At 68.8% G+C, this 24297-nt stretch carries 20 protein-coding genes; 14 read left to right on the top strand and 6 right to left on the bottom strand.

Annotated features, from left to right (window positions below; all coding sequences use genetic code 11):
- Positions 1–199 precede the first annotated feature (199 nt).
- The 3 genes from BS329_RS31300 to BS329_RS31290 are packed head-to-tail and all read left to right on the top strand — an operon-like array spanning position 200 to position 3170.
- A complete protein-coding gene (locus BS329_RS31300) occupies positions 200–1546 on the top strand; it encodes an alpha-lytic protease prodomain-containing protein (protein WP_076165235.1) in 1347 nt (448 codons plus the stop codon).
- The gene (locus tag BS329_RS31295; RefSeq protein ID WP_244197368.1) at positions 1531–2172 is read left to right on the top strand and encodes a sigma-70 family RNA polymerase sigma factor; all 642 of its coding nucleotides are present in this window, start codon (positions 1531–1533) and stop codon (positions 2170–2172) included. The genes BS329_RS31300 and BS329_RS31295 overlap by 16 nt, the downstream gene beginning before the upstream one ends.
- Positions 2169–3170, top strand: a complete 1002-nt coding sequence (locus BS329_RS31290; protein WP_076165234.1) for a LysR family transcriptional regulator — start codon at positions 2169–2171, stop codon at positions 3168–3170. Before BS329_RS31295 ends, BS329_RS31290 begins: the two co-directional genes overlap by 4 nt.
- 178 nt (positions 3171–3348) lie before the next feature.
- Here the strand turns inward: BS329_RS31290 and BS329_RS31285 are convergent, their stop codons facing one another.
- On the bottom strand, positions 3349–4356 hold the full coding sequence (locus BS329_RS31285; protein WP_076165232.1) for a hydroxyacid dehydrogenase: 1008 nt from the start codon (positions 4354–4356) through the stop codon (positions 3349–3351).
- A 180-nt stretch (positions 4357–4536) separates the two neighbouring features.
- On the opposite strand from BS329_RS31285, the gene BS329_RS31280 reads away from it, so the two are divergent.
- From BS329_RS31280 to BS329_RS31245, 8 genes are all read left to right on the top strand, one after another.
- Positions 4537–5865, top strand: a complete 1329-nt coding sequence (locus BS329_RS31280; protein WP_076165230.1) for a sugar ABC transporter substrate-binding protein — start codon at positions 4537–4539, stop codon at positions 5863–5865.
- Positions 5862–6818: a carbohydrate ABC transporter permease gene (locus tag BS329_RS31275; RefSeq protein ID WP_076165229.1), complete on the top strand. Its 957-nt coding sequence runs from the start codon at positions 5862–5864 to the stop codon at positions 6816–6818. The genes BS329_RS31280 and BS329_RS31275 overlap by 4 nt, the downstream gene beginning before the upstream one ends.
- Complete coding sequence (locus tag BS329_RS31270) at positions 6815–7681, top strand: carbohydrate ABC transporter permease (protein WP_076165227.1); 867 nt, start codon at positions 6815–6817, stop codon at positions 7679–7681. Before BS329_RS31275 ends, BS329_RS31270 begins: the two co-directional genes overlap by 4 nt.
- A gap of 27 nt (positions 7682–7708) precedes the next feature.
- A complete protein-coding gene (locus BS329_RS31265) occupies positions 7709–9010 on the top strand; it encodes an alpha-L-fucosidase (protein WP_076165226.1) in 1302 nt (433 codons plus the stop codon).
- A 13-nt stretch (positions 9011–9023) separates the two neighbouring features.
- A complete protein-coding gene (locus BS329_RS31260; RefSeq protein WP_076165224.1) occupies positions 9024–10466 on the top strand; it encodes a polysaccharide lyase 6 family protein in 1443 nt (480 codons plus the stop codon).
- Between the two features lie 66 nt (positions 10467–10532).
- On the top strand, positions 10533–11570 hold the full coding sequence (locus BS329_RS31255) for a LacI family DNA-binding transcriptional regulator (RefSeq protein ID WP_076165222.1): 1038 nt from the start codon (positions 10533–10535) through the stop codon (positions 11568–11570).
- Complete coding sequence (locus BS329_RS31250; protein ID WP_208619305.1) at positions 11567–12328, top strand: sugar phosphate isomerase/epimerase family protein; 762 nt, start codon at positions 11567–11569, stop codon at positions 12326–12328. The genes BS329_RS31255 and BS329_RS31250 overlap by 4 nt, the downstream gene beginning before the upstream one ends.
- Positions 12325–12957: an SGNH/GDSL hydrolase family protein gene (locus BS329_RS31245; protein ID WP_076165220.1), complete on the top strand. Its 633-nt coding sequence runs from the start codon at positions 12325–12327 to the stop codon at positions 12955–12957. Before BS329_RS31250 ends, BS329_RS31245 begins: the two co-directional genes overlap by 4 nt.
- A gap of 285 nt (positions 12958–13242) precedes the next feature.
- Here BS329_RS31245 and BS329_RS31240 read toward each other — a convergent pair whose 3' ends face one another.
- The 3 genes from BS329_RS31240 to BS329_RS31225 all read right to left on the bottom strand — a co-directional run bounded on the left by BS329_RS31240 (position 13243) and on the right by BS329_RS31225 (position 16713).
- On the bottom strand, positions 13243–14262 hold the full coding sequence (locus tag BS329_RS31240) for a LacI family DNA-binding transcriptional regulator (RefSeq protein ID WP_076165218.1): 1020 nt from the start codon (positions 14260–14262) through the stop codon (positions 13243–13245).
- Positions 14263–14907 (bottom strand): flavodoxin family protein, encoded by a 645-nt coding sequence (locus BS329_RS31235; protein ID WP_076165216.1) that lies wholly within the window; start codon positions 14905–14907, stop codon positions 14263–14265. It lies immediately after the preceding gene.
- A gap of 366 nt (positions 14908–15273) precedes the next feature.
- Positions 15274–16713, bottom strand: a complete 1440-nt coding sequence (locus BS329_RS31225; protein WP_076165215.1) for a M20 family metallopeptidase — start codon at positions 16711–16713, stop codon at positions 15274–15276.
- Between the two features lie 113 nt (positions 16714–16826).
- On the opposite strand from BS329_RS31225, the gene BS329_RS31220 reads away from it, so the two are divergent.
- Positions 16827–17750, top strand: a complete 924-nt coding sequence (locus BS329_RS31220) for a LysR family transcriptional regulator (protein WP_076165213.1) — start codon at positions 16827–16829, stop codon at positions 17748–17750.
- Here the strand turns inward: BS329_RS31220 and BS329_RS31215 are convergent.
- Positions 17733–18740: an FAD-binding oxidoreductase gene (locus tag BS329_RS31215; RefSeq protein ID WP_244197367.1), complete on the bottom strand. Its 1008-nt coding sequence runs from the start codon at positions 18738–18740 to the stop codon at positions 17733–17735. The two genes, BS329_RS31220 and BS329_RS31215, sit on opposite strands and share 18 nt — an antisense overlap.
- Positions 18741–19028: 288 nt before the next feature.
- Here BS329_RS31215 and BS329_RS31210 point away from each other — a divergent pair, with 288 nt between their 5' ends.
- Together BS329_RS31210 and BS329_RS31205 are read left to right on the top strand one after the other, a co-directional pair.
- Positions 19029–21551: a LamG-like jellyroll fold domain-containing protein gene (locus BS329_RS31210; protein ID WP_360907645.1), complete on the top strand. Its 2523-nt coding sequence runs from the start codon at positions 19029–19031 to the stop codon at positions 21549–21551.
- A 121-nt stretch (positions 21552–21672) separates the two neighbouring features.
- The gene (locus BS329_RS31205; protein ID WP_076165211.1) at positions 21673–22632 is read left to right on the top strand and encodes an amidohydrolase family protein; all 960 of its coding nucleotides are present in this window, start codon (positions 21673–21675) and stop codon (positions 22630–22632) included.
- On the opposite strand, the gene BS329_RS31200 is transcribed toward BS329_RS31205, so the two are convergent.
- Positions 22618–24267 (bottom strand): DUF885 domain-containing protein, encoded by a 1650-nt coding sequence (locus BS329_RS31200; RefSeq protein ID WP_076165209.1) that lies wholly within the window; start codon positions 24265–24267, stop codon positions 22618–22620. The two genes, BS329_RS31205 and BS329_RS31200, sit on opposite strands and share 15 nt — an antisense overlap.
- Positions 24268–24297: the final 30 nt, after the last annotated feature.

Raw genomic sequence — 24297 nt, 5'->3', positions numbered from 1 at the left:
CGGACATCCCCGTTCTCACGGCCACCGAAACCTTTGCGCGGCAACGGAATTACCCGCAGGATCACCATAACCGGCCGCCATATCACCCCACGCTCAAGTCGGATGATATGACCCAAATGGTATGTACCAGTCACGTGACGCGCCTCGTACGGTCGGGAACGAGTCCCCCTCCCCCGCCAGTTTCGAGGAAAGCGTTGACATGAACAAAAAGATCCTCGCCGCCACAGCCGCGGCCATCACCGGGGCGGGCTTGGTCACGGCCATCGCCCTCACCCCGAGTGCGAGTGCCGGTCAACCGGTCACGGCCGCCGACCAGGCACAGTCCGAAATGCTGGCCGCGATGTCCCGCGACCTGAAGATCAGCCCCGAACAGGCCAAACTCCGGCTCGCGAGCGAACAGCGCGCCGCCATCGCCGACAACACGCTGAAGGCGCAGCTCGGCACGTCTTACGCCGGATCGTGGCTGGACGCCACCGGGAGCGCGCTCACCGTGGCGGTCACCGACGCCGCCCACGCCGACCTGGTGCGCGCCGCGGGCGCCACCCCGAAGATGGTCGCCCGCAGCGTCATCCAGCTCGACGCGGCGAAGCTGAAGCTGGACGCCAAGTCCACCAAGGCGCCGAAGACCGTGCCCGGCTGGTACACCGACGTCATCACCAACTCGGTCGTCGTGCTGGCCAACGCCGGTGGCGAGGCCGCCGCGAAGTCGTGGGCGGCCGAATCCGGTGTCCAGGCCGAGCTGATCCGCATCGAGGGCAGCACCGAGAAGCCTCGTCCGCTGATCGACATCATCGGCGGCAACGCCTACACCTTCGGCTCGGGCCGGTGCTCCATCGGCTTCGCGGTCGAAGGCGGTTTCGTGACCGCGGGCCACTGCGGCACCACCGGTACCCGCACCTCGAACCCGAGTGGATCCGTCGCCGGCTCCAGCTTCCCCGGCAACGACTACGCATGGGTCCGCGCCGACGCCGGCAACACCCCGCGTGCGCTGGTCAACCGCTACCCGGGCACCGTGCCGGTTGCCGGTTCGACCGAAGCCGCGGTCAACTCCTCGGTCTGCCGTTCCGGTTCCACCACGGGCTGGCGCTGCGGAACCATCCTGCAGAAGAACACCTCGGTCACCTACCCCGAGGGCACCATCACCGGCCTGACCCGCACGAACGCCTGCGCCGAGCCCGGTGACTCGGGCGGCTCGTGGCTGACCGGCGACCAGGCGCAGGGCGTCACCTCCGGTGGCTCCGGCAACTGCACCTCCGGCGGCACGATCTACTTCCAGCCGGTGACGGAGATCCTGAGCGTCTACAACCTGCGACTGACGGTCACCGGGAACCCGCCGTCCAGCACCACCACGACGCCGACCACGCCCACCACCCCGACCAGCCCGACGACGTCGAACCCGCCGGGCGGCACCTGGGCGCCGTACACCTACTACGGCTCCGGCGCGACCGCCACCTACGGCGGTAGCACCTACCGCGTGATCCAGCCGCACACCTCCATGCCCGGCTGGGAACCGCCGAACGTGCCCGCGCTTTGGGAACTCGCCTGACCTGGACCGCCCCCGGCGAGCGCACCTCGCCGGGGGCGGCTCCTTCCCTCGACAACGGCGCGCTGACGGCGGATCTCGAATCCCTCGTCCCCCGCGCCCGCCGCGGTGACCCCGCCGCGACCCGGGAGCTGATGGGTCTCGTCGAGCCGGTCGTCGCGAACTACTGCCGCAGCCGGATGAGCGGGACCGACGTACGGGTGATCACCGCCGAGGACGTCGCGCAGGAGACCTGCCTCGCCGTGCTCACCGCGCTTCCCACCGCCCGGGTCACCGGCGGCTCCTTCCTCGCCGACGTCCTCGGGATCGCCGCCCGAAAGGTCGCCGCCGCCTTCCAGGGGCGAGCACGGGACAGGTCGGAACCCACCTCCGAACCGCCCGATCGCGCGACGCCCGAGCCCAACGAACCCGAACGACAGGCCCTCGCCGCGGACGGCCACGACCGGCTGAACCGGTTGATGAGCACCCTGCCCGGCATCCAGCAGGAGATCCTCCGGTTGCGCATCACCGTCGGCATGTCGGCGCCCGAGACCGGTGCGGTCCTGCGGGTGAGCCCCGGCCTGGTCCGGGTCGCCCAGCATCGCGCCCTGCACAAACTCCGTACGATCGTCAGCGAGGACGACCTGTGATCAGCCCTCTGATCGGTCCCGGAAACGGGCAGACCTGGCCGGTGGAATTCGACGTCCGGCATCTGCGTCTCCTCGACGCGATCGCGTCGGCGGGCAGCCTCGCGAAGGCCGCGGCCGCGCTCGGACTCTCCCAGCCCGCGCTGAGCGCGCAACTTCACCGGGTCGAGCGGACCTTGGACCGGACGGTGTTCGAACGGGACCGGCACGGCGTGCGGCCCACCGCGCTTGGCGAGGTGCTGCTGAGCCACGCACGGCGGGTGGTGGCCGCGGCCGACGACCTCGACCAGGCGATCCGCCGGTTCGATCGCGAACCGGCCGACGGCCTGCTGCGGATCGGCGCCCTCCCGACGGTTTTCGCCGAGACGTTGAGCGGAGTGGTCGCCGAGGCCGCCCCCGGCCGTCCGGTCGAGCTGGTCCCGGTGACCGGCAGGACTGCGTTGTTCTCCGCGCTTCTCGACGGCACGGTGGAACTGGCGCTGTACGTCGACCATCCGGGCCAGGAGATCGTCCCGCCGGACGGGGTCAACGTGCTTCCCGTGGGAACGGAGCCGGTCTTCGTGGTCGTGTCGCCAGGACATCCCGCCGCCGGGCGCGGCGAAGTGTCCTTGACGGAGCTCGCCGACTCGACCTGGCTGACTTCGGCGGGCGAGGGCGACGAGTTCCACGACCATCTGACCGACGCATGGGCCCGCGCCGGACTCGGCACGATCACCGTACGAGAGCTGGACCCGGCCGTCCTGTGGCAAACCGTGCAGCAGGATCTCAGCGCGGTGGCGTTCACCCGGTCCCTCGGCCCCGGTTCCCCGCTGCCCGGCACCGTGGTGGCACTGCGGGGTGTGCCACTGAGGACGCGGCATCTCCTGCTGTGGCGCGACGGTTCGCCGCTCGACGTTCCGGCCGTCCGAAGTGGACTGTTGCGGGCGATCACCGAACTGGCCGCGATCCGGCATCGGCTTCCCGAATGGGCGGCGGCCAACCCCGGCTGGCTCGGTACCTGACCGGCGGCGGTCAGGCTTCAGGTCGGTCGAGACGGGCACGCTGCGGGGACTGATGCACCCAATGTGGCATCGGGTGCAGTGACCGCGGGGCCGTTACCCGTGTCAGCGGCAATACCGGGCAGCCAGTCACGCGAGATCGCCGCCTGATCACGGGTAAGACGTGCAGGATCACGCGACACTAGGCCCGCAGGTGGGCCCGATCCGGCGCGACGGCGTGCTCGAGCGGCTGTCCCAGGACGAGCCGCCGCAGTTCCCGCGCGACGAGTTCGCCCATCCGGGCGCGTTCGGCGCCCAGCGCGCCCGCGAGATGCGGGGTGAGCACCACGTTCGGCAGCGTGTAGAGCGGCGAGTCCGGCGCGGGCGGTTCGGGCCAGGTGACGTCGAGGATCGCCGTGAGGTCGGGGCGCTCGCCGAGCACGGGGATGACCGACGGCTCATCGACCACGGCGCCGCGGGCGGTGTTGACCAGGGTCGCGCCGATGCCCATCCGGCCGACGAGGTCCCCGTTCACCAGCCCCTCGGTCTCCGGGAGCAGCGGCGCGTGCAGGCTGACCACGGCACAGGTGGCGAACAGTTCGTCCAGCCCCACCAGCCGGACGCCGAGTTCGGCGGCGGCCGCGGGATCGACGACGGGGTCGCTCGCGAGCACTTCCACGTCGAAACCACGCAAATGCGACGCGACGAGAGCACCGATCTCGCCGAGACCGAGCAGTCCGACCCTGGAGCGGTACGCCCCGGCGACCCTCGGGTCGGGCGGGTAGGCCCGCCGCTCCCGGATCTCACGGGAGATCCGGTGCACCTGCTTGAGTCCTAAGAGGACCTGGGCCAGGGTGAACTCGGCGACGGGGACGGCGTTCGCGGACGCGGCCGACACGATCGGGATCCCGCGCGCCCAGAACTCCGGTGTGGTCAGCGGACGCACGGATCCGGCGGCGACGAGCACGGCGCGCAGGTCCGGCGCGTGTCCCAGCAATACGGAGTCCAGAACCGGCGATCCCCAGCCCGAGAGCAGTATTTCGACGCCGTCCATCGCCTCCGGGCGCTCCGCCAGCCGCTCGCGGGTGAGCGGCTCGCGCAGGTCCGCCAGCGCGGCGATCTCCTTCAGCACCGCCTCGGGGTACACGTCGTCGCGGCGTCGCTCCTCCATCACGAGAAGCGCTGTCGGGCGGTGTTGCAGCTCGGTCATCCCTACCTCCGCGGCGACCATACATCGGATGCCTGACCCGGTCCACGAGCGGCGAGTCCTACGGATAGGGAGCACCCGTCGATTGAAATTCGTAATCATCGGACCATTGACCGGACACCGTGAAAGCGCTTACCGTCCCTGCGGAGTAGACAGCGTGGTCCACAGTGAACAGGAGAAGCGATGCGGAAATCGCGGTGGATCGGCGTGGGACTCACTGTCTCAGCGCTGGTCATTTCGGGCTGCTCGGCAGGCCCCGCCGGCACGAACGTCGCGCAGGACACCAAGGCGCCACTGGAACTGTGGACCCGGACGACTCCCGGCGGCGCCGGTGAGCAGGCCACCAAACGGCTCGCGGAAGCCTTCGAGAAGGCCACCGGGTTCAAGGTGCAGGTGACCGCGATCTTCGACGACTTCGAGACGAAGCTGGCCCAGCGCGCCGCCCAGCGCGACCTGCCGGACATCGTGATGAACGACGTCACGCAGGTCGGCACACTCAAGAGCCAGGGCCTCGTCCGTGAGGTCGAACCGGGCAAGATCAAGCACGCCTCGGAACTCACCGAGCAGGCGCTGAAGTCCAACCAGACCCCGGACGGCAAGCTCTACGGCCTGCCCTACAGCGCACAGGCCTCCGCGCTGCTGATCCGCAAGGACTGGCGCGAAAAGCTCGGCAAGACCGTGCCACAGAGCTGGCCCGAACTCGTCGACCTCGCCAAGGCGTTCACCACCGGCGACCCCGACGGCAACGGCAAGAACGACACCGCCGGGCTGACCGCGACGCTGTCGACCAAGCGGGGCTACGCCTCCTGGTACTTCTCCAACTTCCTGTGGGCCGGCGGCGGCGACTTCATCACCGAGGCCGGCGGCGGCAAGTACAAGCCGTCGATGAGCACGCCCGAATCCCTGGCCGCGGTGCAGTGGTTCCGCGACCTCGGCTGCAAGGACAACGTGATCCAGCCCGGTTCGGTCACCATGCCGACCCCGGCGACCAACGAGACCTTCGAAGCGGGCAAGGCCGGGATGTACGTCGTCGGCCCGTATCTGCTGCCGCGCTTCGACAAGTCGCTCGGCAAGGACAAGTACGAGGTCGTCCCGATGCCGAAGGGCGCCAAGAACTCGGACGTCCTGGCCGAGGGACTCTCGATCTACATGATGGCCGGTTCACCGAACCAGGCCGGACAGGACGCCTTCGGTGACTTCGCGATCTCGGCCGACGGCCAGAAGATCGGCATGGAGGGCGAATCAGCCTTCATCGTGCAGCTCCCGGTGAACAAGAACGTCGACATCACCCAGGTCCGCCCGGACCCGCGCTGGAAGACCTACGCCGAGATCTACGCCAAGTCCGGCCACTACGCGCCGTCCATCCCGAACTGGACGCCGGTCCGCCAGGACACCGCCGACACGGTCAGCGCGCTCGTCGCCGACTGCAAGCTCGACACCAAGACGGAACTGTCCAAACTCGACACCAAACTCACCGCGACCTTGCAGCAACAGGGGATCAGCGCGTCATGACCGTAGATCACGCCAAGCCGGCAGCCGTCGGCGCGGACCGTCCCGCCGCCAAGCGGGCGCCCGCGCCGAAGGCCCGCAGGCGCAGCGACCGCGACGGGAAGTGGTGGACGCCGTGGCTGTTCCTGGCCCCCGCCCTGATCCTGTTCGTGTACTTCAAGTTCATCCCGATGATCACCGCGGTCACGATGTCCTTTCAGGACGTCCAGCCGTACCTGGGCAACCAGTGGGTCGGCGGGCAGAACTACAGCACCGTCCTCGGTGACGAGGCGTTCCACTCCGCCATCTGGCACACCATCGTGATCGCGGTCGGCCAGACGGCCGGGTCGATGATCATCGGCCTCGCGCTCGCCCTGCTGATGGAGGGACAGAGCAAACGGCTGAAGTTCCTGCGGTCGGCGGCGTTCCTGCCGGTGGTCGTGCCGATCGCGGTGGTCGCCGAACTCTGGCGGATCATGTACCACCCGACCGAGGACGGGATGCTGAACTCCATCCTCGGCATGGTCGGGCTGGGGCCCTCCGGCTTCATCAACGATCCCGACTCGTCGATGATTTCGGTCATCATCACCGGCATCTGGCGCGGCGCGCCGTACGACATGATGATCTTCCTGGCGGGACTGGCCGGAATCGACCGCGGGCTGTATGAAGCGGCCACTGTGGACGGTGCCTCCCGCTGGCGCAAGATCCTCCACGTGACGCTGCCCGGCCTGCGTTCGGTGTTCTCGATCCTGTTCGTGCTCGCGGCCATCCGCGGCCTGCGGGTGTTCACCGAGGTGTTCCTGCTGACCAACGGCGGGCCGAACGGCTCGACGGAAGTCGCGATGACCCTGATCTACAAACTCGGATTGGAACAGAACCGGCTGGGCGTCGGCGCGGCGGGAGCGGTCCTGCTGTTCCTCGCGACGCTCGTGCTGACCCTGTTCGTCCAGGTGCTCCGACGGAGGCGAGACGCATGACCGCGGCCAACGATTCGGCACTCGGCCTCGACGCCGTCAAGTCGCCGGGTGGACGGATCCTGAAGTACGCCGTGTACGCCCTGCTGTTGGTGGTGTTCGCAGGCCCGCTGCTGGCGCTGCTGGTCAGCGCGTTCAGCGACGTGTCCGACCCGACGGCGCTGAGCGTCATCCCGTCGAGCCCCACCCTGGACAACTTCGGCATCGCGTTCGACCACGGCGTCGGGATGTACCTGCTCAACTCGTTCCTCGTGGTCGGCTTCGGCCTGCTGTTGCAGGTCGTCATCTCGGTGCTGGCCGGATACGCGCTGGCACGCAAGAAGTTCCGCTTCATGACCTTCGTGCTGGTCGCGATCCTGGCGACGCTGATGCTGCCGGAGGAGATCCTCGCGATCCCGCTGTCACTGATCCTGTCCGACCTTCCCGTGGTGCACCTCAACCTGATCGGCAGCCTGGCCGGGATGATCGTGCCGCTCGGCGCCTGGGCGTTCTCGATCCTGGTGATGACCGAGTTCATGAAGGACGTCCCCCGCGAACTCGAAGAGGCCGCCCGCATCGACGGTGCCGGCGACCTGCGGATCTTCGCGCAGATCATTCTCCCGATGTGCAAGCCCGCGCTCGGCGTGATCGGTGTCTTCGGCTTCACGATGATCTGGGACCAGTACCTGCTGCCGATGCTGGTGTCGTCCGACGCCTCGACCTACACGCTGCCGCTGGCCCTGCGCACTCTGCGCATCGACGCGGACGTGACGCCCGGCGTGATCATGGCGGCGTCGCTGCTGGCGCTGCTGCCCTCGGTCGCCGCGTTCCTGTTCTTCCAGCGTTCGTTCGTCCGCGGCCTGGCCTCGGGCGCACTCAAGGGCTGACCCACCGTCTCAAGGAGCGATCCTGAAGTGAGTTCCACCGCCTGGTTCACCCACGACCGGTTCGGGATGTTCGTCCACTGGGGACTGTATTCGCTGGCCGCCCGGCACGAATGGGTGCAGAACCGCGAAAAGCTGACCGACGAGCAGTACCGCGTCTACTTCGACCACTTCGAACCGGACAAGTACGACCCGCGTTCCTGGGCGCGGGCCGCCAAGGACGCGGGCATGACCTACGTCGTGCTCACCACCAAGCACCACGACGGGTTCTGCCTCTGGGACAGCGATCTCACCGACTTCAAGGTGACGAACACGCCCTACGGCAAGGATCTGCTCGGCCCGTTCGTCGACGCCTGCCGCGAGGAAGGCCTGAAGGTCGGCTTCTACCACTCGCTGATCGACTGGCACCATCCCGCGTTCCCCGTCGACGGTACCCATCCCCGCCGGGACGACGCGGAGTACATCGCCGCGCACCAGTACGCCGACATCGCCGAGTACCAACTGTATCTGCACGGCCAGGTCCGCGAACTGCTCACCCGCTTCGGCACGATCGACTACCTGTTCTTCGACTTCTCGTACAAGGGCCGCGAAGAATGGTGGGGCGGCAAGGGACCGGACGACTGGGACTCCCCCGGCCTGCTCGCCCTGGTCCGCGAACTGCAACCCGGCATCCTGGTCAACGACCGCACCGGCATCCCCGGCGACTTCATCACCCCGGAGCAGTACCAGCCTTCCGGGCCGATGACCCGCGACGGCGTCCCGGTGGTGTGGGAGGCCTGCCAGACCCTCAACGGCAGCTGGGGTTACGACCGGGACAACCTCGACTACAAGAGCCCCGAACTCCTCATCCGGATGCTCGTCGACGGCGTGTCCAAGGACGGCAACCTGCTGCTGAACGTCGGCCCGAACGGCCGGGGCGAGATCGACCCGCGGGCACACGCGGTCCTCACCGAACTCGGCCGCTGGATGGACCGGCACGAACGCTCCATCCGCGGCTGCGGTCCCGCCGAGTTCACCGCCCCCGCGGACGGCCGCTACACCCAGCGCGGCGACCGGCTGTACCTGCACCTGTTCAGCTGGCCGATGAACCACGTCCACCTGCCGGGGATGGCCGGGCGGGTCCGCTACGCCCAGTTGCTCGACGACGCCTCGGAAATCCGGCAGGTGCACACGGATCCCGGGCAGACCGCGCAGAACACCCAGATGGGCGGGCAGCCGGAAGGCACGCTCACCCTCAAGCTCCCCATCCGGAAACCGGACACCCCGGTCCCGGTGATCGAACTGTTCCTGAACACCGAGAGCCCCGCCGCCGCCACCCTCCCCACCGATTGAGCACGGAGGCATCATGGATCGCAGAAGGTTCCTCAGCGGCGCCACGCTCGGCGCCGCACTGATCACCGTCCCCTGGGTCACCGCCGGTACGGCGTCGGCCAAGCCGAAGGGGCTGTGCGCCCTGAACGTCAGTTCGCTGACCGAACTGCAGAACGCGATCAACGCGGCGGGCCCCGGCACGGTCATCACCGTGAACAACGGCACGTACACCGTGCCCACGGGCAAGCCGATCAGCATCAAGGGCAGGCGCGGCACCAAGGACAACCCGATCACCATCGTCGCGCAGTCCCGCGGCGGCGTGACGCTCAACGGCGAGCAGAGCTTCGTCTTCGACGACTCCACCGGCGTCACGCTCAGCGGGTTCAAGTTCCGCCAGAGCACCACGATCGAGATCCCGCCGAACTGCTCGCGGATCCGGCTGACCCGCAATGATCTCCAGTTCGCCGACATCCCCGACCTGCACTGGGTGATGGTCCGCGCCGACAACAGCAAGATCGACCGCAACCACTTCCACCACAAGACGACGCTCGGCGTCATGCTCTGCATCGAGGGTGCGGACGAAGACAAGATGGCGGTGGGCGTCGAGGTCTTCCGGAACTACTTCTCCGACCACACCTTCCCCGGTGACAACGGCGGCGAGCCGATCCGGCTCGGTGTCAGCCCGCGTGCGCTCAGCACCGCCGGGGCGAAGATCGAGTTCAACCTGTTCGAGCGGGCGAACGGCGACCCGGAGGCGATCTCGGTGAAGTCGTCGGGCAACTTCATCCGCAACAACACCATCCGGAACAGCCTCGGCGGCATCGTGCTGCGCCACGGGAACAAGACCGTCGTCGAATCCAACTTCATCCTCGGCGGCAAGGAAGGCATCCGGATCTACGGCAACGACCACAAGATCCTCAACAACTACGTCGCCGGAGTGTCCGGCAGCGCGCTGGTCGTCGGCAGCGGCTCCGTTCGGGACCACTTCCCGGGTGAGTCCAAGGAATCACGGCGCGGCAACGACGCGGCGGACCGCGTGCTCATCGCGCACAACACGCTGCTGAACAACGGCGGCACGCTCTCCGGCGAGACCAAACGGACGATCGAACCGCGCGACTGCACGATCTCGGACAACCTCTTCGTCGGCGGCAACGGCGATCTGGTCGCGATGAGCACCACGGGCGACTTCACCTGGTCCGGCAACATCCTGTGGGGTTCGGGCGGGGACGGCAACATCCCGGCGGGCACCTTCCGCCGGGTCGACCCGAAGCTCGTGCAGGGCAGCGACGGCGTCTCGCGGCTCGCCGCGGGCAGCCCCGCGATCGACACGGCGACCCTTGCCACGGCCCCGGTCACTTTGGACATCGACGGCCAGGCCCGCGGCAGCAAGCGTGACGTCGGCGCCGACGAGTACTCGACGGCGGCCATCGCCAACCGGCCGCTCACCACCGCGGACGTCGGCCCCGCCGCTCCGTAGCAAAACCCGGGCTCACGCCGGCGGCCGTCCTCGCCGGCGTGAGCCCGTACCACCCGAGGAGGAACCATGCCGCAGCGCGCCGCGGGTTCGGCCACCCTGGCCGACGTCGCCCGTGAGGCGGGAGTGTCGCTCGCGACGGCGTCGAGGGCGCTCAACGGCGGCACCCGACAGGTGAGCGGTGACCTGCGGAAATCGGTGCTGGAGGCTGCGGAACGGTTGCAGTACACGGCGAACGTGCCCGCGCAGGCGATGGCCCGCGGCCGCGGCAACGTCGTCGGCCTGCTGGTGCACGACATCGTCGACCCGTACTTCTCCTCGATCGCGTCCGGGGTCATGCGGGTGGCCGCCCGGCACGGGCTGGCAGTCACCATCGCGAGCACGGAAAACCATCCCGAGAAGGAACTCGAGTACGTCACGACGTTGCGCGGGCAGCGGGCCAGAGCGGTCATCCTCGCCGGGTCCCGTAACGAGGGCGATGCCCTGCAACGGACTCTGACCAAGGAACTCAAGGCGTTCGAGGCCGCGGACGGCCAGGTGGTGGTGATCGGGCAGCGGAAGCTGCCGTTCGACACGGTCATGCTGGAGAACCGCGCGGGAGCGGCGGACCTGGCCGGACAGCTCCTCCAGCTCGGCCACCGCGACTTCCTCGTCCTCGCCGGGCCGCCCGGCCTGATGACCTCGCGGGATCGTGTCCTTGGTTTCCGTGACGGCCTCGCCCGGCAAGGCATCCCGCTGCCCGAGAACCACGTGCTGCGCGCGGAGTTCACCCGCGACGGGGGCTACGCGGCGATGGTGCGGGCGATCGAGAACGGTTTCCGCGGCTGCGTGTTCGCCGTCAACGACGTGATGGCCGTCGGTGCGATGGCCGCCTGCCGCGACCGCGGTCTGCTGGTTCCCGCGCAGATCGCGATCGCGGGGTTCGACGACATCATCACCTTGCGCGACATCAGGCCTTCACTGTCCACCGTGCGCGTCCCGATCGAGCGGATGGGCGAACGGGCGCTCGACTTCATCCTCGACACCCGGGCCGACGACCCTCGCGTCCTGGCGATCACCGGCGAGGTCGTGCTGCGGGAAAGTACTCAACCCTTGGAGGGAAAATGATCCGGCCGGGCCTGTGTTCGGTGACGCTGCGACGACTGGACGCCGACGAAGTCGCTCACCGCGCCGCGGCCGCGGGGCTGCGGGTGATCGAGTGGGGCGCCGACGTCCATGTGCGTCCCGGCGACGACTGGGCGGCCGACCGCGTGCTCGAAGCCATGGCACGCCACGATCTGACCTGTGCTTCCTACGGTTCCTACTTCCGCGCCACCCCGATGGAGACCGGGAAGTTCGGCGACATCGCCGCCACCGCGGTCCGGCTCGGTGCCGCCAGGATCCGGGTGTGGGCGGGCAAAGCGGGCTCCGCGGACGTCGACCCCGAAGAGCGGGAGCAGATCGTCGCCGGGCTCCGCGAGGCCGCCGACGTCGCGGGCGGACACGGTCTGGAAGTCGCGCTGGAGTTCCACGGCGGCACGCTGACCGACACCGCCGAGTCGACCGTCCGGCTGCTCGAAGAAGTCGGCCGTGACAACCTCGGCACTTACTGGCAGCCGCCGCAGGACCTGCCGGACGAGCAGGCGCTGGCGGGGCTGGAACTGGTCCTCGACAGGGTCCGCGCGGTACACGTCTTCTCTTGGTGGCCCAGTAACGAACGGCATCCGCTGACCGCCAGGGCGGACTTGTGGACACGGGCTTTCGCGCTGCTCACGAAGACGGGGCGGCCGCTCGACGCGCTGCTGGAGTTCGTCCCGGACAACGATCCCGAGCTCGTCCCCGGTGAGGCCGACGCACTGCGCAAGCTGATCGAGGCGGGGGCGTGAGGTTCACCGAAACCGACCGGCTGCTGTTCGCCGGCGACTCCATCACCGACTCCAGCCGCGACCGCGACGATCCGGCGGCGCTGGGCAAGGGCTACGTCCGGCAGATCGCCGACCGTTTGAGCGGCGGCCCGGAAGTGCTCAACAAGGGGCTCAACGGCAACCGGATCTACGACCTGGAAGCCCGCTGGACCACCGACGTTCTCGCGTTCCGCCCCACGGTGCTGACGGTGAAGATCGGCATCAACGACACCTGGCGGACGTTCGACCGCGACCTGCCGAGTCCGATCGGCAAGTTCCGCGCGGCCTACACCCGGCTGCTGGCCAGTGCGCGGCAGAACCTCCCGGCCGAGCTGTACGTCATCACGCCGTTCCTGCTGCCGGTCGAACCGGGGCAACACGACTGGGTGGCCGATCTGGCCCCTCGGATCGAAGTCGCGCTGGAGGTGGCCACCGAATTCGGCGCTCGCCTGGTCCGCGCGGATCTGTTCATGCCGCGCGCCGCCGAAGAGCACGGCGCCGCGGCACTGGCGCCGGACGGCGTCCACCCCAGCCCGCTCGGCCACCGGCTCCTCGCCGAAGCGTGGCTCGCGGCGGCCGGTGTGCCGGTCGAAGAGGCTCCGCCGCGCTAGCCGATGAAGTCGTCCCCGTGAACCGGACCGCCATCGGATCCGTGTTCCGGCGAAAGGGGCGGCGTGACCGGCTGGAAGGTCAGCTGGGCGATGCCGCCAGGGACGCGGATCGCCAATCGCGGCGCCTGTCGCAGGTGGCCTTCAGGACAGCCAGGCGCCCTCCCGCTCACACCTGCCCGACCGCAAGTAGAGGACTACTTGCGGTCGGGTAGCGCGGGACGTGGACCCAATGTGGCATTGGGTCCGCTCGCCACCCCCTGCCGCGAACCCCGCTGCCCGCGTGCCTCAGCGGTCGGTGGATTCCCGCGGGTTCAACCGCACGGGTACTTCGATCCGGCTCTGCCCACCGTCGGGCGTGCCGCCCTCGATGAGGTCCATCAACGCCGTGGCCGCGCGGCCACCCACCTCGCGTGGGTGCACGAACATCCCGGTGATCCGCGGGGAAGTGAGCCGAAGCGAACCGCTGTCCACCGCGCTGGAGATCCCGAGTTCCCCGGGTACCGCGAGCCGCCGGCGACGGGCCTCCTGGAGGACACCGAGCGCGAGGTTCTCCGAGGTCGTGAAGACGGCGTCCGGGCACACCCGCCGGTCGAGCAGCCTGCCCAGGGCCTCCGCCGTGCCTTCGGTGGTCGGCGGTTCGTCGACCTCGACCACCACCGGCTCCAGTCCCCGGTCTTCCGCCCAGCCGGTGTACCCCGCGACGAGATCCGCCGCGTAGGAGCGGCTGGTGTCGGTGGTGATCATCGCGGGCCGCTGGTAACCGTGGTCCGCCAAGTGATCCAGCATCAGCCGGGCTGCGGCGACGAGGTCGTTGTCCACGACGACCGGCACCGGGCACGAGGACGCCAGCGGGCGTCCGACGGTCACCAGCGGCCGGTCGCGGCACCAGCCGGTCGCGAAGAACGGCTCATCACCACGAGGGTCGACGAGGACGGCGCCATCGACCGCGAACGCGTTGAGCCGGTCGAGGTCCGCGTCCGGCGGCGTCAGCAACAGGCCGTACGACCGTTTCGACGCGGCTTCGGCCGCCCCGTTCAGGACCTCGAGGAAATAGTCGGAGTTCGGCACCAACGCGCAGGCGTTGCTCGCGTCGACCGAGTTCGCGAGCTGGATCGCCAGGGTCCGGCTGCGCCGGGTGACCAGCTGCTGGGCGTGCACACTCGCCTGATAACCGAGTTCGGCCGCCGCCCGTGCGACGCGCCGCCGGGTGTCCTCGGAGATCCTGCCCTGCCCGCTGAGCACATGGGACACGGTGGTGATCGAGACCCCCGCCGCGGCGGCGACGTCACGGATGGTCGGCGACAATCAGACCTCCACGGACGGTCCCCAAACGCGGTTCGGCCGGTCGGTGTCCAGCCGATAGTCGGTGACGTGGGCGTCACCCAGCCTACGTCCGAGGTCCGCCGCGGCCTCCAGCGGCCGAGCGGGATCGCGCTCCACCTCGCCCCGGCTGTTGCCGACGCCGACCACGATCCCGGCGAGGTCCTGGCGCAGATACCGGGTGAGTTCCTGGAACTGGGCTTCGAGCCCGAGCGTCGCGCCGCGGTAGCTCTCCTCGCAGGAGATCACCACCGCGGCGCGCTTGTGCATCAGACCCGGCACGACCTGTCCGGTGTGCGGCGAACTTCCCGACGTGTAACAGAAAAGCCGGTCGAAGAACGACTTGAGCAGTCCGGTCATGCCGTACCAGTGCAGCGGGGTCGCGTACACGATCGCGTCGGCCGGGAGCACGTGATCGAACAGCAGTCGCTCGTAGCCGTCCTCGATCCCACAGGACCGGTCGCTCAGCCGGCAACCACGGCAGTCCCCCAGCGGCGACTCCACGAAATCGGGGAGCCGGACGAAGTCGATCGTGTGGCCTGCTTCCTCCGCCCCCTTCGCCAGCGACTGGGCCATCGCCCAGGAATTCCCTTCACGACGCGGGCTCGAATCGAGCACCAAGACCTTCACGTGGTCCTCCCCGGAGAGACTGCAAAAGCGTTTTTGCAGTCTCTCCGGCGACGGTTCACCTGTCAAGCGACCTTGGCGGCCGCCGCGAGGATGACCTCGGCGACGACGTCCGGCCGCGAGACCGAGACCGCGTGCGAGGCCTCGACCCGGGTGACCTCCGAACCGGCCCGCTCGGACATGAACGCCTGCGCGGCGGCGGGGATCGGCGCACTGCACGGCGGGAACCTCGATCACACTCGGACCGAAGGCCGCCACGACCCGCGGCCGTCCCCCGCCGTCGGCTGAGTTTCAGCGCAGGTTTCATGTCCTGTCCGGTTCTGTCGTCACGGGCAGGACATTGCGCCTTCTTGACGGTCGTAACAAGTGCTATGCAGGACCACGCGAAAGCGACCGCGGCGCCGTATGAACTTCAGCGGTACCTGTTGCGGGAGCTGTGAAGCGGCCGAGCGCGTGGAACAGGGCGGTGGCGAGCACGAGACCTTCACGGGCGATCGGCGCGAGCAGATGCTCGTCGGGCGCGTGCTGCAGGCAGCCAGGGTAGGAATGCGGCAGCCACAGGGTCGCGATACCGAGGATGTCGGTGAACACGTGGTTGGGCAGGCCGCCGCCGAAACTCGGCAGGATCGCCACCGGCCGGTCGGAAACCTCGTCGAGGACACCCTTCGCCCAGCCCACCCACGGGTTCCCGACCGGGGTGCGGCTGGCTTGAAAACTCGCTTCGGCGTTGACCTCGACCATCGAAAACCCCTGCGACGCAAGGTGCTTCCTGATCGTGTCCGCCACATCCGAGACGTCGGTCCCGGCGACGTGGCGAAGTTGCAGTACCGCGTGGGCACCGCCAGGGATGGCGTTGACGGGCCGGTCGATGTCTCCGGCTCCCAGCGAAAGAACTTCGAGGGTGTTCCAGCCGTAGAGCCGCTCAGCGGCGGAAAGCCCGGTGTCGCCCCAACTTTCCTCCAGTGCCGGATCTCCCGGGTTGCCGGCGACCCGGATCTCCGCGAGCGCGTCGCGGACGCTGTCAGGGATTTCCGGCGGCAGCAGCCCGGGCGCCTGGATCCGGCCGTGCCCGTCGACAAGGCAGGCGATCGCCCCGGTGAGAGTGGTGGCGGGGTTGCGCAGCACCCCGCCCCAGTTCCCCGAGTGATAGGCGTCGGGGCGGAGGTCGACGTCGAGCGAGATCCGGACGCTGCCGCGCGCGCCGAGGAACACCGTCGGCGTCGCCGCGTCCAGGCGCGGGCCGTCCGAGGCGATCAGGACGTCGGCGCCGAGCGCTTGCGACCGCGCCGCGACGAATTCGCCGAGACCGGGCGAGCCGATCTCCTCGCCTGTCTCGAACAGGAACTTGAGGTTGAATCCCAGCGTCCCCGTTTCGGCGAGGAGCAGCCTGAGCGCGGTCAGGTTGATCAGGTGCTGCCCCTTGTTATCCGCCGAACCACGGCCGTACCAGCGCTCGCCGTCGGCGGTCAGCGTCCACGGGTCCCGGCCCTCGCTCCACCGCCCTTCGTGGCCGCCGACGACGTCGGCATGGCCGTAACACAGGACGGTCGGCAGCTCCGGCGACTCGATCCGGGTGCCGATCAGGAAAGGGCCACCGGCCGGGTCGGGGTTGGGATACCGCCGCACCGTGCAGCCGAGCCCCGTCAGCGCCGGAGTCAGCACCTCGTCCAGGTATGCCTCGATGGCAACGCGCCCCTCCGGATGGTCGCTCACGGTCGGGTAGCGGACCAAGTCGGCCAGTTCGGCGAAGAAGACGCCCGAGTCCACGTGTTCTTGAGCCTTCGCGACCAGTTCCGCCGGTATGGGCACGTTCTCTCCAGATTTGTTCGCCGAGTGTCGAGGACGAGCCTAAGCCGGTTCGCCTACACTGACCATTGCCGTTTGCGGCGCCCTGCGTTCTGATTGAAGCAAAGGAAGCCCCTGTGCGCCTGCTGCCGATCGCGCTGACGTACTTCCTCGAAGTCGCCCGCACCGGTTCGGTGTCCGAAGCCGCTGCCGAACTGACCGTCGCGCCGTCGGCGATCAGCCGTCAGATCGCGAAGCTCGAGGCCGGGATCGGGGTCCCGCTGTTCGTCCGGCATCCGCGGGGGATGGAGCCGACCGACGCCGGGAACCGGCTGCTCGACCACGTCCGCCGCGGCGAAGCCGAATCGGCCGTCCTCGTCGATGAACTTCGCACCGGGCGGGGACTTCACGCCCGTTCGGTCACCGTCGCCTGCTCGGAGGGGTTCGCCCGCCGTGTCGTACCCCAGGCGATCGCCGCCTTCCGCCGCGAACACGACGTCACCTTCCACCTCGACGTGGTGAACCGCGAGGAAGCCACCCGGCGCGTGCTCGACGGCGCGGCCGACGTCGCCGTCACTTTCACGACCGGGCCACAGCACGGCGTGCGGGTCGAAAGCGCCGTCGTCGTCCCGGTATACGCGATCGTCCCGCTCGGCCATCCGCTGACCGGCCGCGACTCCGTCGGGCTCGCCGAGCTGTGCGAACACCCCCTCGCCCTGCCCTCGCAAGGCCAAAGCCTGCGCGACCTGTTCGACATCGCCACCCGGATCGAGAACCTCACGTCGCATCCGGTGCTGGTGTGCGACGAATTGAGTCCCAAGTACGAGTTCGTCCGCCGCGGCGGCGGGCTGGCCCTCGTCGGCGGACTGGGCGACATCCGGCGGGACGCGGCGACCGAAGGGGTCGCGTACGTGCTTCTCGACAACGCTGTGTTCCGCAAGCGCGAAGCACAGGTGCAGACCATGGCGGGGCGGACCTTGTCGTTGGCGGCCATGCGGTTCACCACGCTGCTGACCACGTTCGTCCGCCCACCGGTCAGCGGATCAGCACGCCCGGATTGAGGATCCCCGCCGGATCGAGGGCGGACTTGGCGGCGGCGATCGCCTCGGACACCGCGGCCTTGATCTCGTCCCACTGTGCGACCGTGCTCCCCAGCGCCCGGCGGCGTAGATGCCGTAATAGGGCGCGGGACCGTCGGGATAGACGTGGGTGAAACGGCAGGTCACGACACCGGCGCCGCCGCACACCTCGTCGATCGCCGCGCGGGCCGCCGAGGTGATCGCGTGGTGCAGTTCGTCGAAGGCTTCCCAGGTGCACGCGGTCTCGAAGGTTTCGACAATGAGCGACCGGCGGGCGAGAGCGTCGCGCTGGTACGGCATCCGCAGGAACGAAGATCGCCACGCCGACGCCGAATCGCCGTCCTGGCGCGCGGAATCCTTGCTGCGCCGGGCTTTCACCATCCCGCCGTGACCGATGGCCAGTTCCAGCGCACGGCCGAGCCAGGTGTCCACCGGATGGTCGGCGGATTCGAAACCGACCAGGAGAAGGCCGCCGCCCACACTCGCGCCCGCGTTGATGAAGGCTTCGGCCGGGTCGAGGAGGCGGCAGTTCGACGGATGGAGCCCGGACTGCGCGATCGCGCGGGTGGCGGCGATCGCGTCTTCCTGCCGCTCGAACGTGATCGACGCGGTGACCTGCCAGACCGGCCTGTCCTGCAAGCGCATCCAGGCTTCGGTGATCACGCCGAGCGTACCCTCGGAGCCGAGGAACATCCGGTCCGGCGAGGGACCGGCGCCCGAACCCGGCAGCCGTCGCGATTCGCCGACCCCGGCCGGGGTGACGACGCGCAGCGACTCGGTGAGGTCGTCGATATGGGTGGCGAGCGTGGCGAAATGCCCGCCCGCGTGCGCGGCGAGCCAGCCGCCGAGAGTCGAATGGGCGAACGACTGCGGGAAATGCCGCAGGGTCAGCCCCAGCGGGCGAAGGCGGTCCTCCAGCGCGGGCCCGAAGATCCCGGCCTGGATCCGGGCCGCGCGGCTGACCGTGTCCACTTCGAGCTGACTCCCCAGTAAGTTACCTATCGGTCAGTTGTTGTGTCAAAGGGCCTTCATGTCATCGAAATTCCAAACCGAAGCCTCCAGCGGATTTCGGCATCGACCACTTCGAGGCCTTCGACGCTTTACAACGTTGTATCAACGATGTAAAAAAGTGCTGACGGCTTGCCATGGCCCGGATCACAGCGGTCACTCGGCCACGGGAGCCGTGGTTTCACGCCTGCACAAGTCCAGCGGGAGGCACACCTCCGCCGAGGCGGTCGCCCCCAGAAGGGTGTCGAGCAGATGTTGTCAACGTTGTCACCTCATCACCCCCGAAGTTCCAGACGTTTCCGGAAATCACTGGCCACCGCGGTCGCGGTCGTCTCCGCCCTGGCCTTGACGTCGGGGGCCGCGACGGCCGCGGAGAGCGGCTGGAAAATGGGCAAGCCGCGCCTGACCACCCCGTGGACCAACCAGGTGTCGCCGTCCAACGCGTTGCCCGAGTATCCCCGGCCGCAACTGGTGCGCGAGAACTGGCAGAACCTCAACGGGGTCTGGGAGTTCGCCGGCGCCGCGCCGGGCGAGGTCCCGCCGTTCGGCGAGAAGCTCGCGGAAAGGATCCTGGTCCCCTACCCCGCCGAGTCGGCACTGTCCGGAATCCAGCGGCACGAGGACTACATGTGGTACCGGCGCACCTTCACCGTGCCCAAGAACTGGGGCGTGGGCAGGGACAACACCCTCAGGATCAACTTCGGCGCCGTCGACTACAAGGCGAAGGTCTACGTCAACGGCAAGGAGGTCGCCGCACACCAAGGCGGCTACGGCGCGTTTTCCGCGGACGTGACCTCGGCGCTGAAACCCCAGGGGGAACAGGAGATCATCGTCGGCGTCGAGGACCGCGCCGACGCCACCTGGCAGCCCGTCGGCAAGCAGCGCCTCGTCCCCGATCGCGGGATCTTCTACGAAGGCGCCTCCGGCATCTGGCAGACGGTGTGGATGGAGCCGGTCGCGGCCAACCACGTCGGCACCCTCGGCATGGTCCCCGATCTGAAGTCCTCCACGCTCAAGCTCACCGTCGACACCGGCGGCGCTTCCGGGCTGACCGTCGAGGCCGTGGTCCGCGACGGCGGGAAGGTGGTGAGCCGCAGCAAGGCGTCCGCTGCCGGGACGATCTCCCTGCCGGTGCCCAAGGCGAAGCTCTGGTCGCCCGATTCGCCGTTCCTCTACGACCTCGACGTCGTACTGAAGGACGGACGGCGCACCGTCGACAAGGTGTCGTCCTACTTCGGCATGCGTGAGTTCGGCACGGCGAAGGGCGCCGACGGCAAACTCCGGTTCACTCTCAACGGAAAGATCCTGTTCCTGCAGTCCACTTTGGACCAGGGCTACTGGCCGGACGGCATCTACACCGCGCCGACCGACAAGGCGCTGCGCTTCGACCTCGAACAGCACAAGGTCCTCGGTTTCAACACCGTCCGCAAGCACATCAAGACCGAACCCGACCGCTGGTATCACCACGCGGACAGGCTCGGCCTGCTCGTCTGGCAGGACATGCCGTCGATGCGCACCGGGGGCCGTCCGCCCGTGGACGCTCAGCGGCAGTTCAAAGACGAGCTGAAGGAACTGGTGGAGCAGAAGAAGAACTGGACCTCGATCGTCGGCTACGTGCCGTTCAACGAGGGCTGGGCGGAGTGGTCGCGAGAGGAGACCGGGAAGATCGCCGAAAGCGTCAAGGCCCAGGACCCGACGCGGCTGGTCAACGCGCACAGCGGGGTCAACTGCTGTGACTCCCTCGGCGACTCCGGCAAGGGTGACGTCCTCGACTGGCACGCCTACCCCGGCCCCGCGAAGCCGATGCCCGACAGCAAGCGGATCTCGATCGACGGCGAACACGGCGGCTACGGTCTCGAAGTCAAGGACCACATGTGGTTCGGCGAAGGCCACGCCTACGAGATGGTGAAGGACCAGGCGACGCTGAACAGCCGCTACGTCCAGAACCAGCGCGACGTGCTCGCGTCGGCGCAGAGCTGTGCCATCAGCGGCTCGATCTACACGCAGATCACCGACGTCGAGCACGAGGTCAACGGGTTCTTCACCTACGACAGGCAGGTGAAGAAGATGGACTTCGCGCAGGTGCGGGCGGTCAACCAGGCGATCATCCGCAACGCCGACGGCAGCGGTTCCGGCGCCCCCGATCCGGGCCCCGGCACTCCGGGCCTCACCGGCGTGCACGCCTACAAGTTCAACGAGGGCACCGGTTCCAGTGCGGCGGACTCGGTCGGCACCGCGCACGCCGCGCTGACCAACGCCCAGTGGGCAGGCGGTGTCGAGGGCGGCGCACTGGCCTTCGCCGGGAACGGACAGGCTGACACCGGCGCGAACCTCGTCGACACGGCGGGCAGTTACTCGGTCTCGGCGTGGGCGAAGCTGGACGAAGCCAGTGGCGCGTTCCAGACCGTCGTCAGCCAGGACACCGGCCGCGACAGCGCCTTCTTCCTGCAGTACTCCGGGCAGGACCAGCGGTGGGCCATGAGCTTCGTCGGTCTCCGCGCCCTGTCGCCGGAGAAGCCGGAAGTCGGCAAGTGGTACCACCTGACCGGGGTCCGCGACGCGAAGGCGGGCACGTTGTCGCTCTTCGTCGACGGCAAGAAGGTCGCCTCGCAGAACGCCTGCTCCGCCCCGGCGAGCACCGGCCACACGGTGATGGGCCGCGGCCAGTACGGCGGCCAGCAGGTCGACTTCCTGCGCGGCGCGGTGGACGACGTCCGGTTCTACGACCGGTCGCTGTCCGACGCCGAGGTCGCGACACTCGCGAAGCGCGATTGAGCACACGCGGCGCCGGGGTCGCTCCCGGCGCCGCGTGCTCCGCACGACCGAAGTTCCCCGAAGAGCGCGAACCGAGAAGACTGGGCGCCCAGGTCAGTGATCGTGCACGTGGAGGGTCGAGTTGAAGGTCATCGCCATCGAGGAGCATTTCACCCACCCGGCCTTGTACAACGAGGAAGGCGAGGGTGAACTGGGCGACCACCCGATCATGGCGGGCATCCGGAAGAAGCTCCGCGACCTCGGCCGCGGCCGGATCGCGGAGATGGACGCGGCCGGGATCGACGTCCAGGTCCTGTCGCACGCCGTTCCCGGCGCGGAAGCGCTGAAGCCGGAGGAAGCGCATCGGGCGAGCCAGGCGAACGACGCGCTGGCCGACGCGATCTCCCATCATCCCGACCGGTTCGCCGGTTTCGCCGCCCTCCCGATGCGGGCGCCGGACGCGGCCGCCGACGAACTCCGCCGCGCGGTGACCGAACTCGGGCTGAAGGGGGCGATGCTCAACGGCCTCACCACCGGCCGCTTCCTCGACGACGCCGCGTTCCAGCCGGTGCTCGCCGCCGCCGAGTCACTCCGCGTGCCGCTCTACCTGCACCCGGCGCTTCCGCCGAAACCCGTGCTGGACGCCTACTTCTCCGGACTTTCCGATCTGCAGGCCGACAACCTCGCCACTGCGGCCTGGGGCTGGCATTCCGAGACCGCGGTGCACCTGCTGCGGCTCATCGTCTCCGGGGTCCTCGACGAGTACCCGGACCTGCAGATCATCATCGGTCACATGGGCGAGATGATCCCGTTCGCGCTGTCGCGGATCGACGTCGTGCTGACGCCGATCAACGAGCACCTGCGCCAGCCGGTCGCGGACTACTTCAAGACCAACGTGCACATCACCACCAGCGGCTACGCGACCTTCCCGCCGTTGCAGTGCGCGCTGGCCGTGCTCGGGGCCGACCGGATCATCTTCTCGGTCGACCATCCCTACACCCCGAACGAGCCCATGGTGAACCTGCTCAAGACCGCGCCCATCGACGAAGCCGACCGCGAGAAGATCGCGCACGGCAACGTCGAAAAGCTACTTCGCCGCTGACTCGAGCCATTCCTGGACGATCTCGCCGAGCACGGGCAGCGGCACCTGCCCCTGCTTCAGCACGAGGTCGTGGAAGTCGCGGACGTCGAAGGCTTCGCCAAGGCGTCTCTCGGCGAGGGCGCGCAGCCGCTGGATCTCCAGCCTGCCCGTCATGTACGAGAGCGCCTGGCCCGGCCATTCGATGTACCGGTCAGTCTCCGACTGCACCTCGATGTCGCTGAGCACGCAATGCTCGGTGAGGTAGTCCACGCACTGCTGCCGCGTCCAGCCCAGCGCGTGCAGTCCGGTGTCCACGACCAGCCGAGCCGCGCGCAGTGAGTCTTCGGCGACCATGCCCAGCCGCATCAAGTCATCGGAGTACAGACCCATCTCGTCGGCGAGCCGCTCGGTGTAGAGCGCCCAGCCCTCGTCGAACGCCGACAACGGGACCAGTTTGCGCAGCGACGGCACGTCGTCGAGGGCGTGCGACAGGCAAGCCTGGAAATGGTGCCCTGGAACGGCTTCGTGGAAGGCGACGGACTCGGCGATGAACCGGAACCGCTCTTCCACCCGGAAAGTGTTGGTGTAGTAGACGCCCGGACGGCTGCCGTCGGCCGACGGCGTCATGTAGTAAGCCTGTGCGGCGGAGGGCGCGTCCGAATCCGGCACGGCACGCACGACGCATTCGGCGGACGGCACCTCGCGGAACCAGCCGGGCGCGGCGGCGGTGGCCCGCGCGACCGCTTCCGCGGCGGTCGTGACCATCTCGTCCGCGTCACGCCAGCACAGCGCGGGATCGGTGCGCAGCAGGCGCCGGACCTCGGCGGGATCGTCCACTCCGAACACGGCGGCGCCGAGACGGCCATATTCCTGGTCCAGTGCGCGGCCGATTTCGAGACCGGTCTCGTGCAGTTCCTCCGGCGAGATCCCGGTGGTGGTGTGCGTCCGGGCCAGCCGCGCGTAGGTCTCCTTTCCCCCTTCCAGCCAGCAAAGACCCGGCCGTTCGTCGGGGCGTCCCTGCCCGGCGATGTCGCGGGCGAGCATCTCGCGATAGGCGACGAGCGCCGGCCGGACCTGCTCGGTGAACAGCCGTTCCCGCCGTGCGCCGCGATCGCCGGTCAGCGGCGGGGCCAGCAGGGCGTTGGGTTCGACGGCCAGGAACCGGTCGACGTGGGCGATGGCGTTGCCGACCGCGCGTTCCACCGGCGTCCGCCCCGCCTCGATCCCGGCGCGATAGCGGTCACCCAGGCCCGCGAGGAACGCGGGGATCGCCGCCATCCTGGCCAGGTAGTCCTCCTCGGCCCGCTCCCCCGACGGCGCCAGCTGCGGCAGCCAAGTGAGTATCCCGGCCGCCTCGGCCGCCATGGGATCGCCGAAGACGAACTCGATCTTCCGCGAGTCCAGTCTCGCCAAAAGGCCTTCCGCGTGATGGGTGATCACGCCGAGCGTCACCCGGTCCGGATCGGCCGACCGTGCCGCGTGCCCGGCGACCCGGACGGCCACCGCCCGCAGCCGCGCGTCCCCGGCCTCGGAGACGTCGCGCAATTCGTGGTCGTGCCCCGGGATGTTGTCGAAGGTCGCCATCAACGGCGTCTCGGCCGCGAGGGCGTCGAGGATTTCGTCGGCGAGTTCCGCGGCGGTCGGCTGGTCGCTCATATCCGACAACTACCAGACCTGGGTCATGAC

The organism is Amycolatopsis coloradensis (genome assembly GCF_001953865.1).
Lineage (GTDB): Bacteria > Actinomycetota > Actinomycetes > Mycobacteriales > Pseudonocardiaceae > Amycolatopsis > Amycolatopsis coloradensis.
This window is presented reverse-complemented; position numbering and strand designations above follow the sequence as displayed.

What these genes read in the sequence shown, in the direction of transcription:
- BS329_RS31280 (WP_076165230.1), top strand. Translation starts at nt 4,537, where the DNA reads ATGCGGAAATCGCGGTGGATCGGCGTGGGACTCACTGTCTCAGCGCTG.
- BS329_RS31200 (WP_076165209.1), bottom strand. Translation starts at nt 24,267, where the DNA reads ATGAGCGACCAGCCGACCGCCGCGGAACTCGCCGACGAAATCCTCGAC.
- BS329_RS31275 (WP_076165229.1), top strand. Translation starts at nt 5,862, where the DNA reads ATGACCGTAGATCACGCCAAGCCGGCAGCCGTCGGCGCGGACCGTCCC.
- BS329_RS31210 (WP_360907645.1), top strand. Translation starts at nt 19,029, where the DNA reads ATGTTGTCAACGTTGTCACCTCATCACCCCCGAAGTTCCAGACGTTTC.
- BS329_RS31250 (WP_208619305.1), top strand. Translation starts at nt 11,567, where the DNA reads ATGATCCGGCCGGGCCTGTGTTCGGTGACGCTGCGACGACTGGACGCC.
- BS329_RS31255 (WP_076165222.1), top strand. Translation starts at nt 10,533, where the DNA reads ATGCCGCAGCGCGCCGCGGGTTCGGCCACCCTGGCCGACGTCGCCCGT.
- BS329_RS31270 (WP_076165227.1), top strand. Translation starts at nt 6,815, where the DNA reads ATGACCGCGGCCAACGATTCGGCACTCGGCCTCGACGCCGTCAAGTCG.
- BS329_RS31300 (WP_076165235.1), top strand. Translation starts at nt 200, where the DNA reads ATGAACAAAAAGATCCTCGCCGCCACAGCCGCGGCCATCACCGGGGCG.
- BS329_RS31285 (WP_076165232.1), bottom strand. Translation starts at nt 4,356, where the DNA reads ATGACCGAGCTGCAACACCGCCCGACAGCGCTTCTCGTGATGGAGGAG.
- BS329_RS31260 (WP_076165224.1), top strand. Translation starts at nt 9,024, where the DNA reads ATGGATCGCAGAAGGTTCCTCAGCGGCGCCACGCTCGGCGCCGCACTG.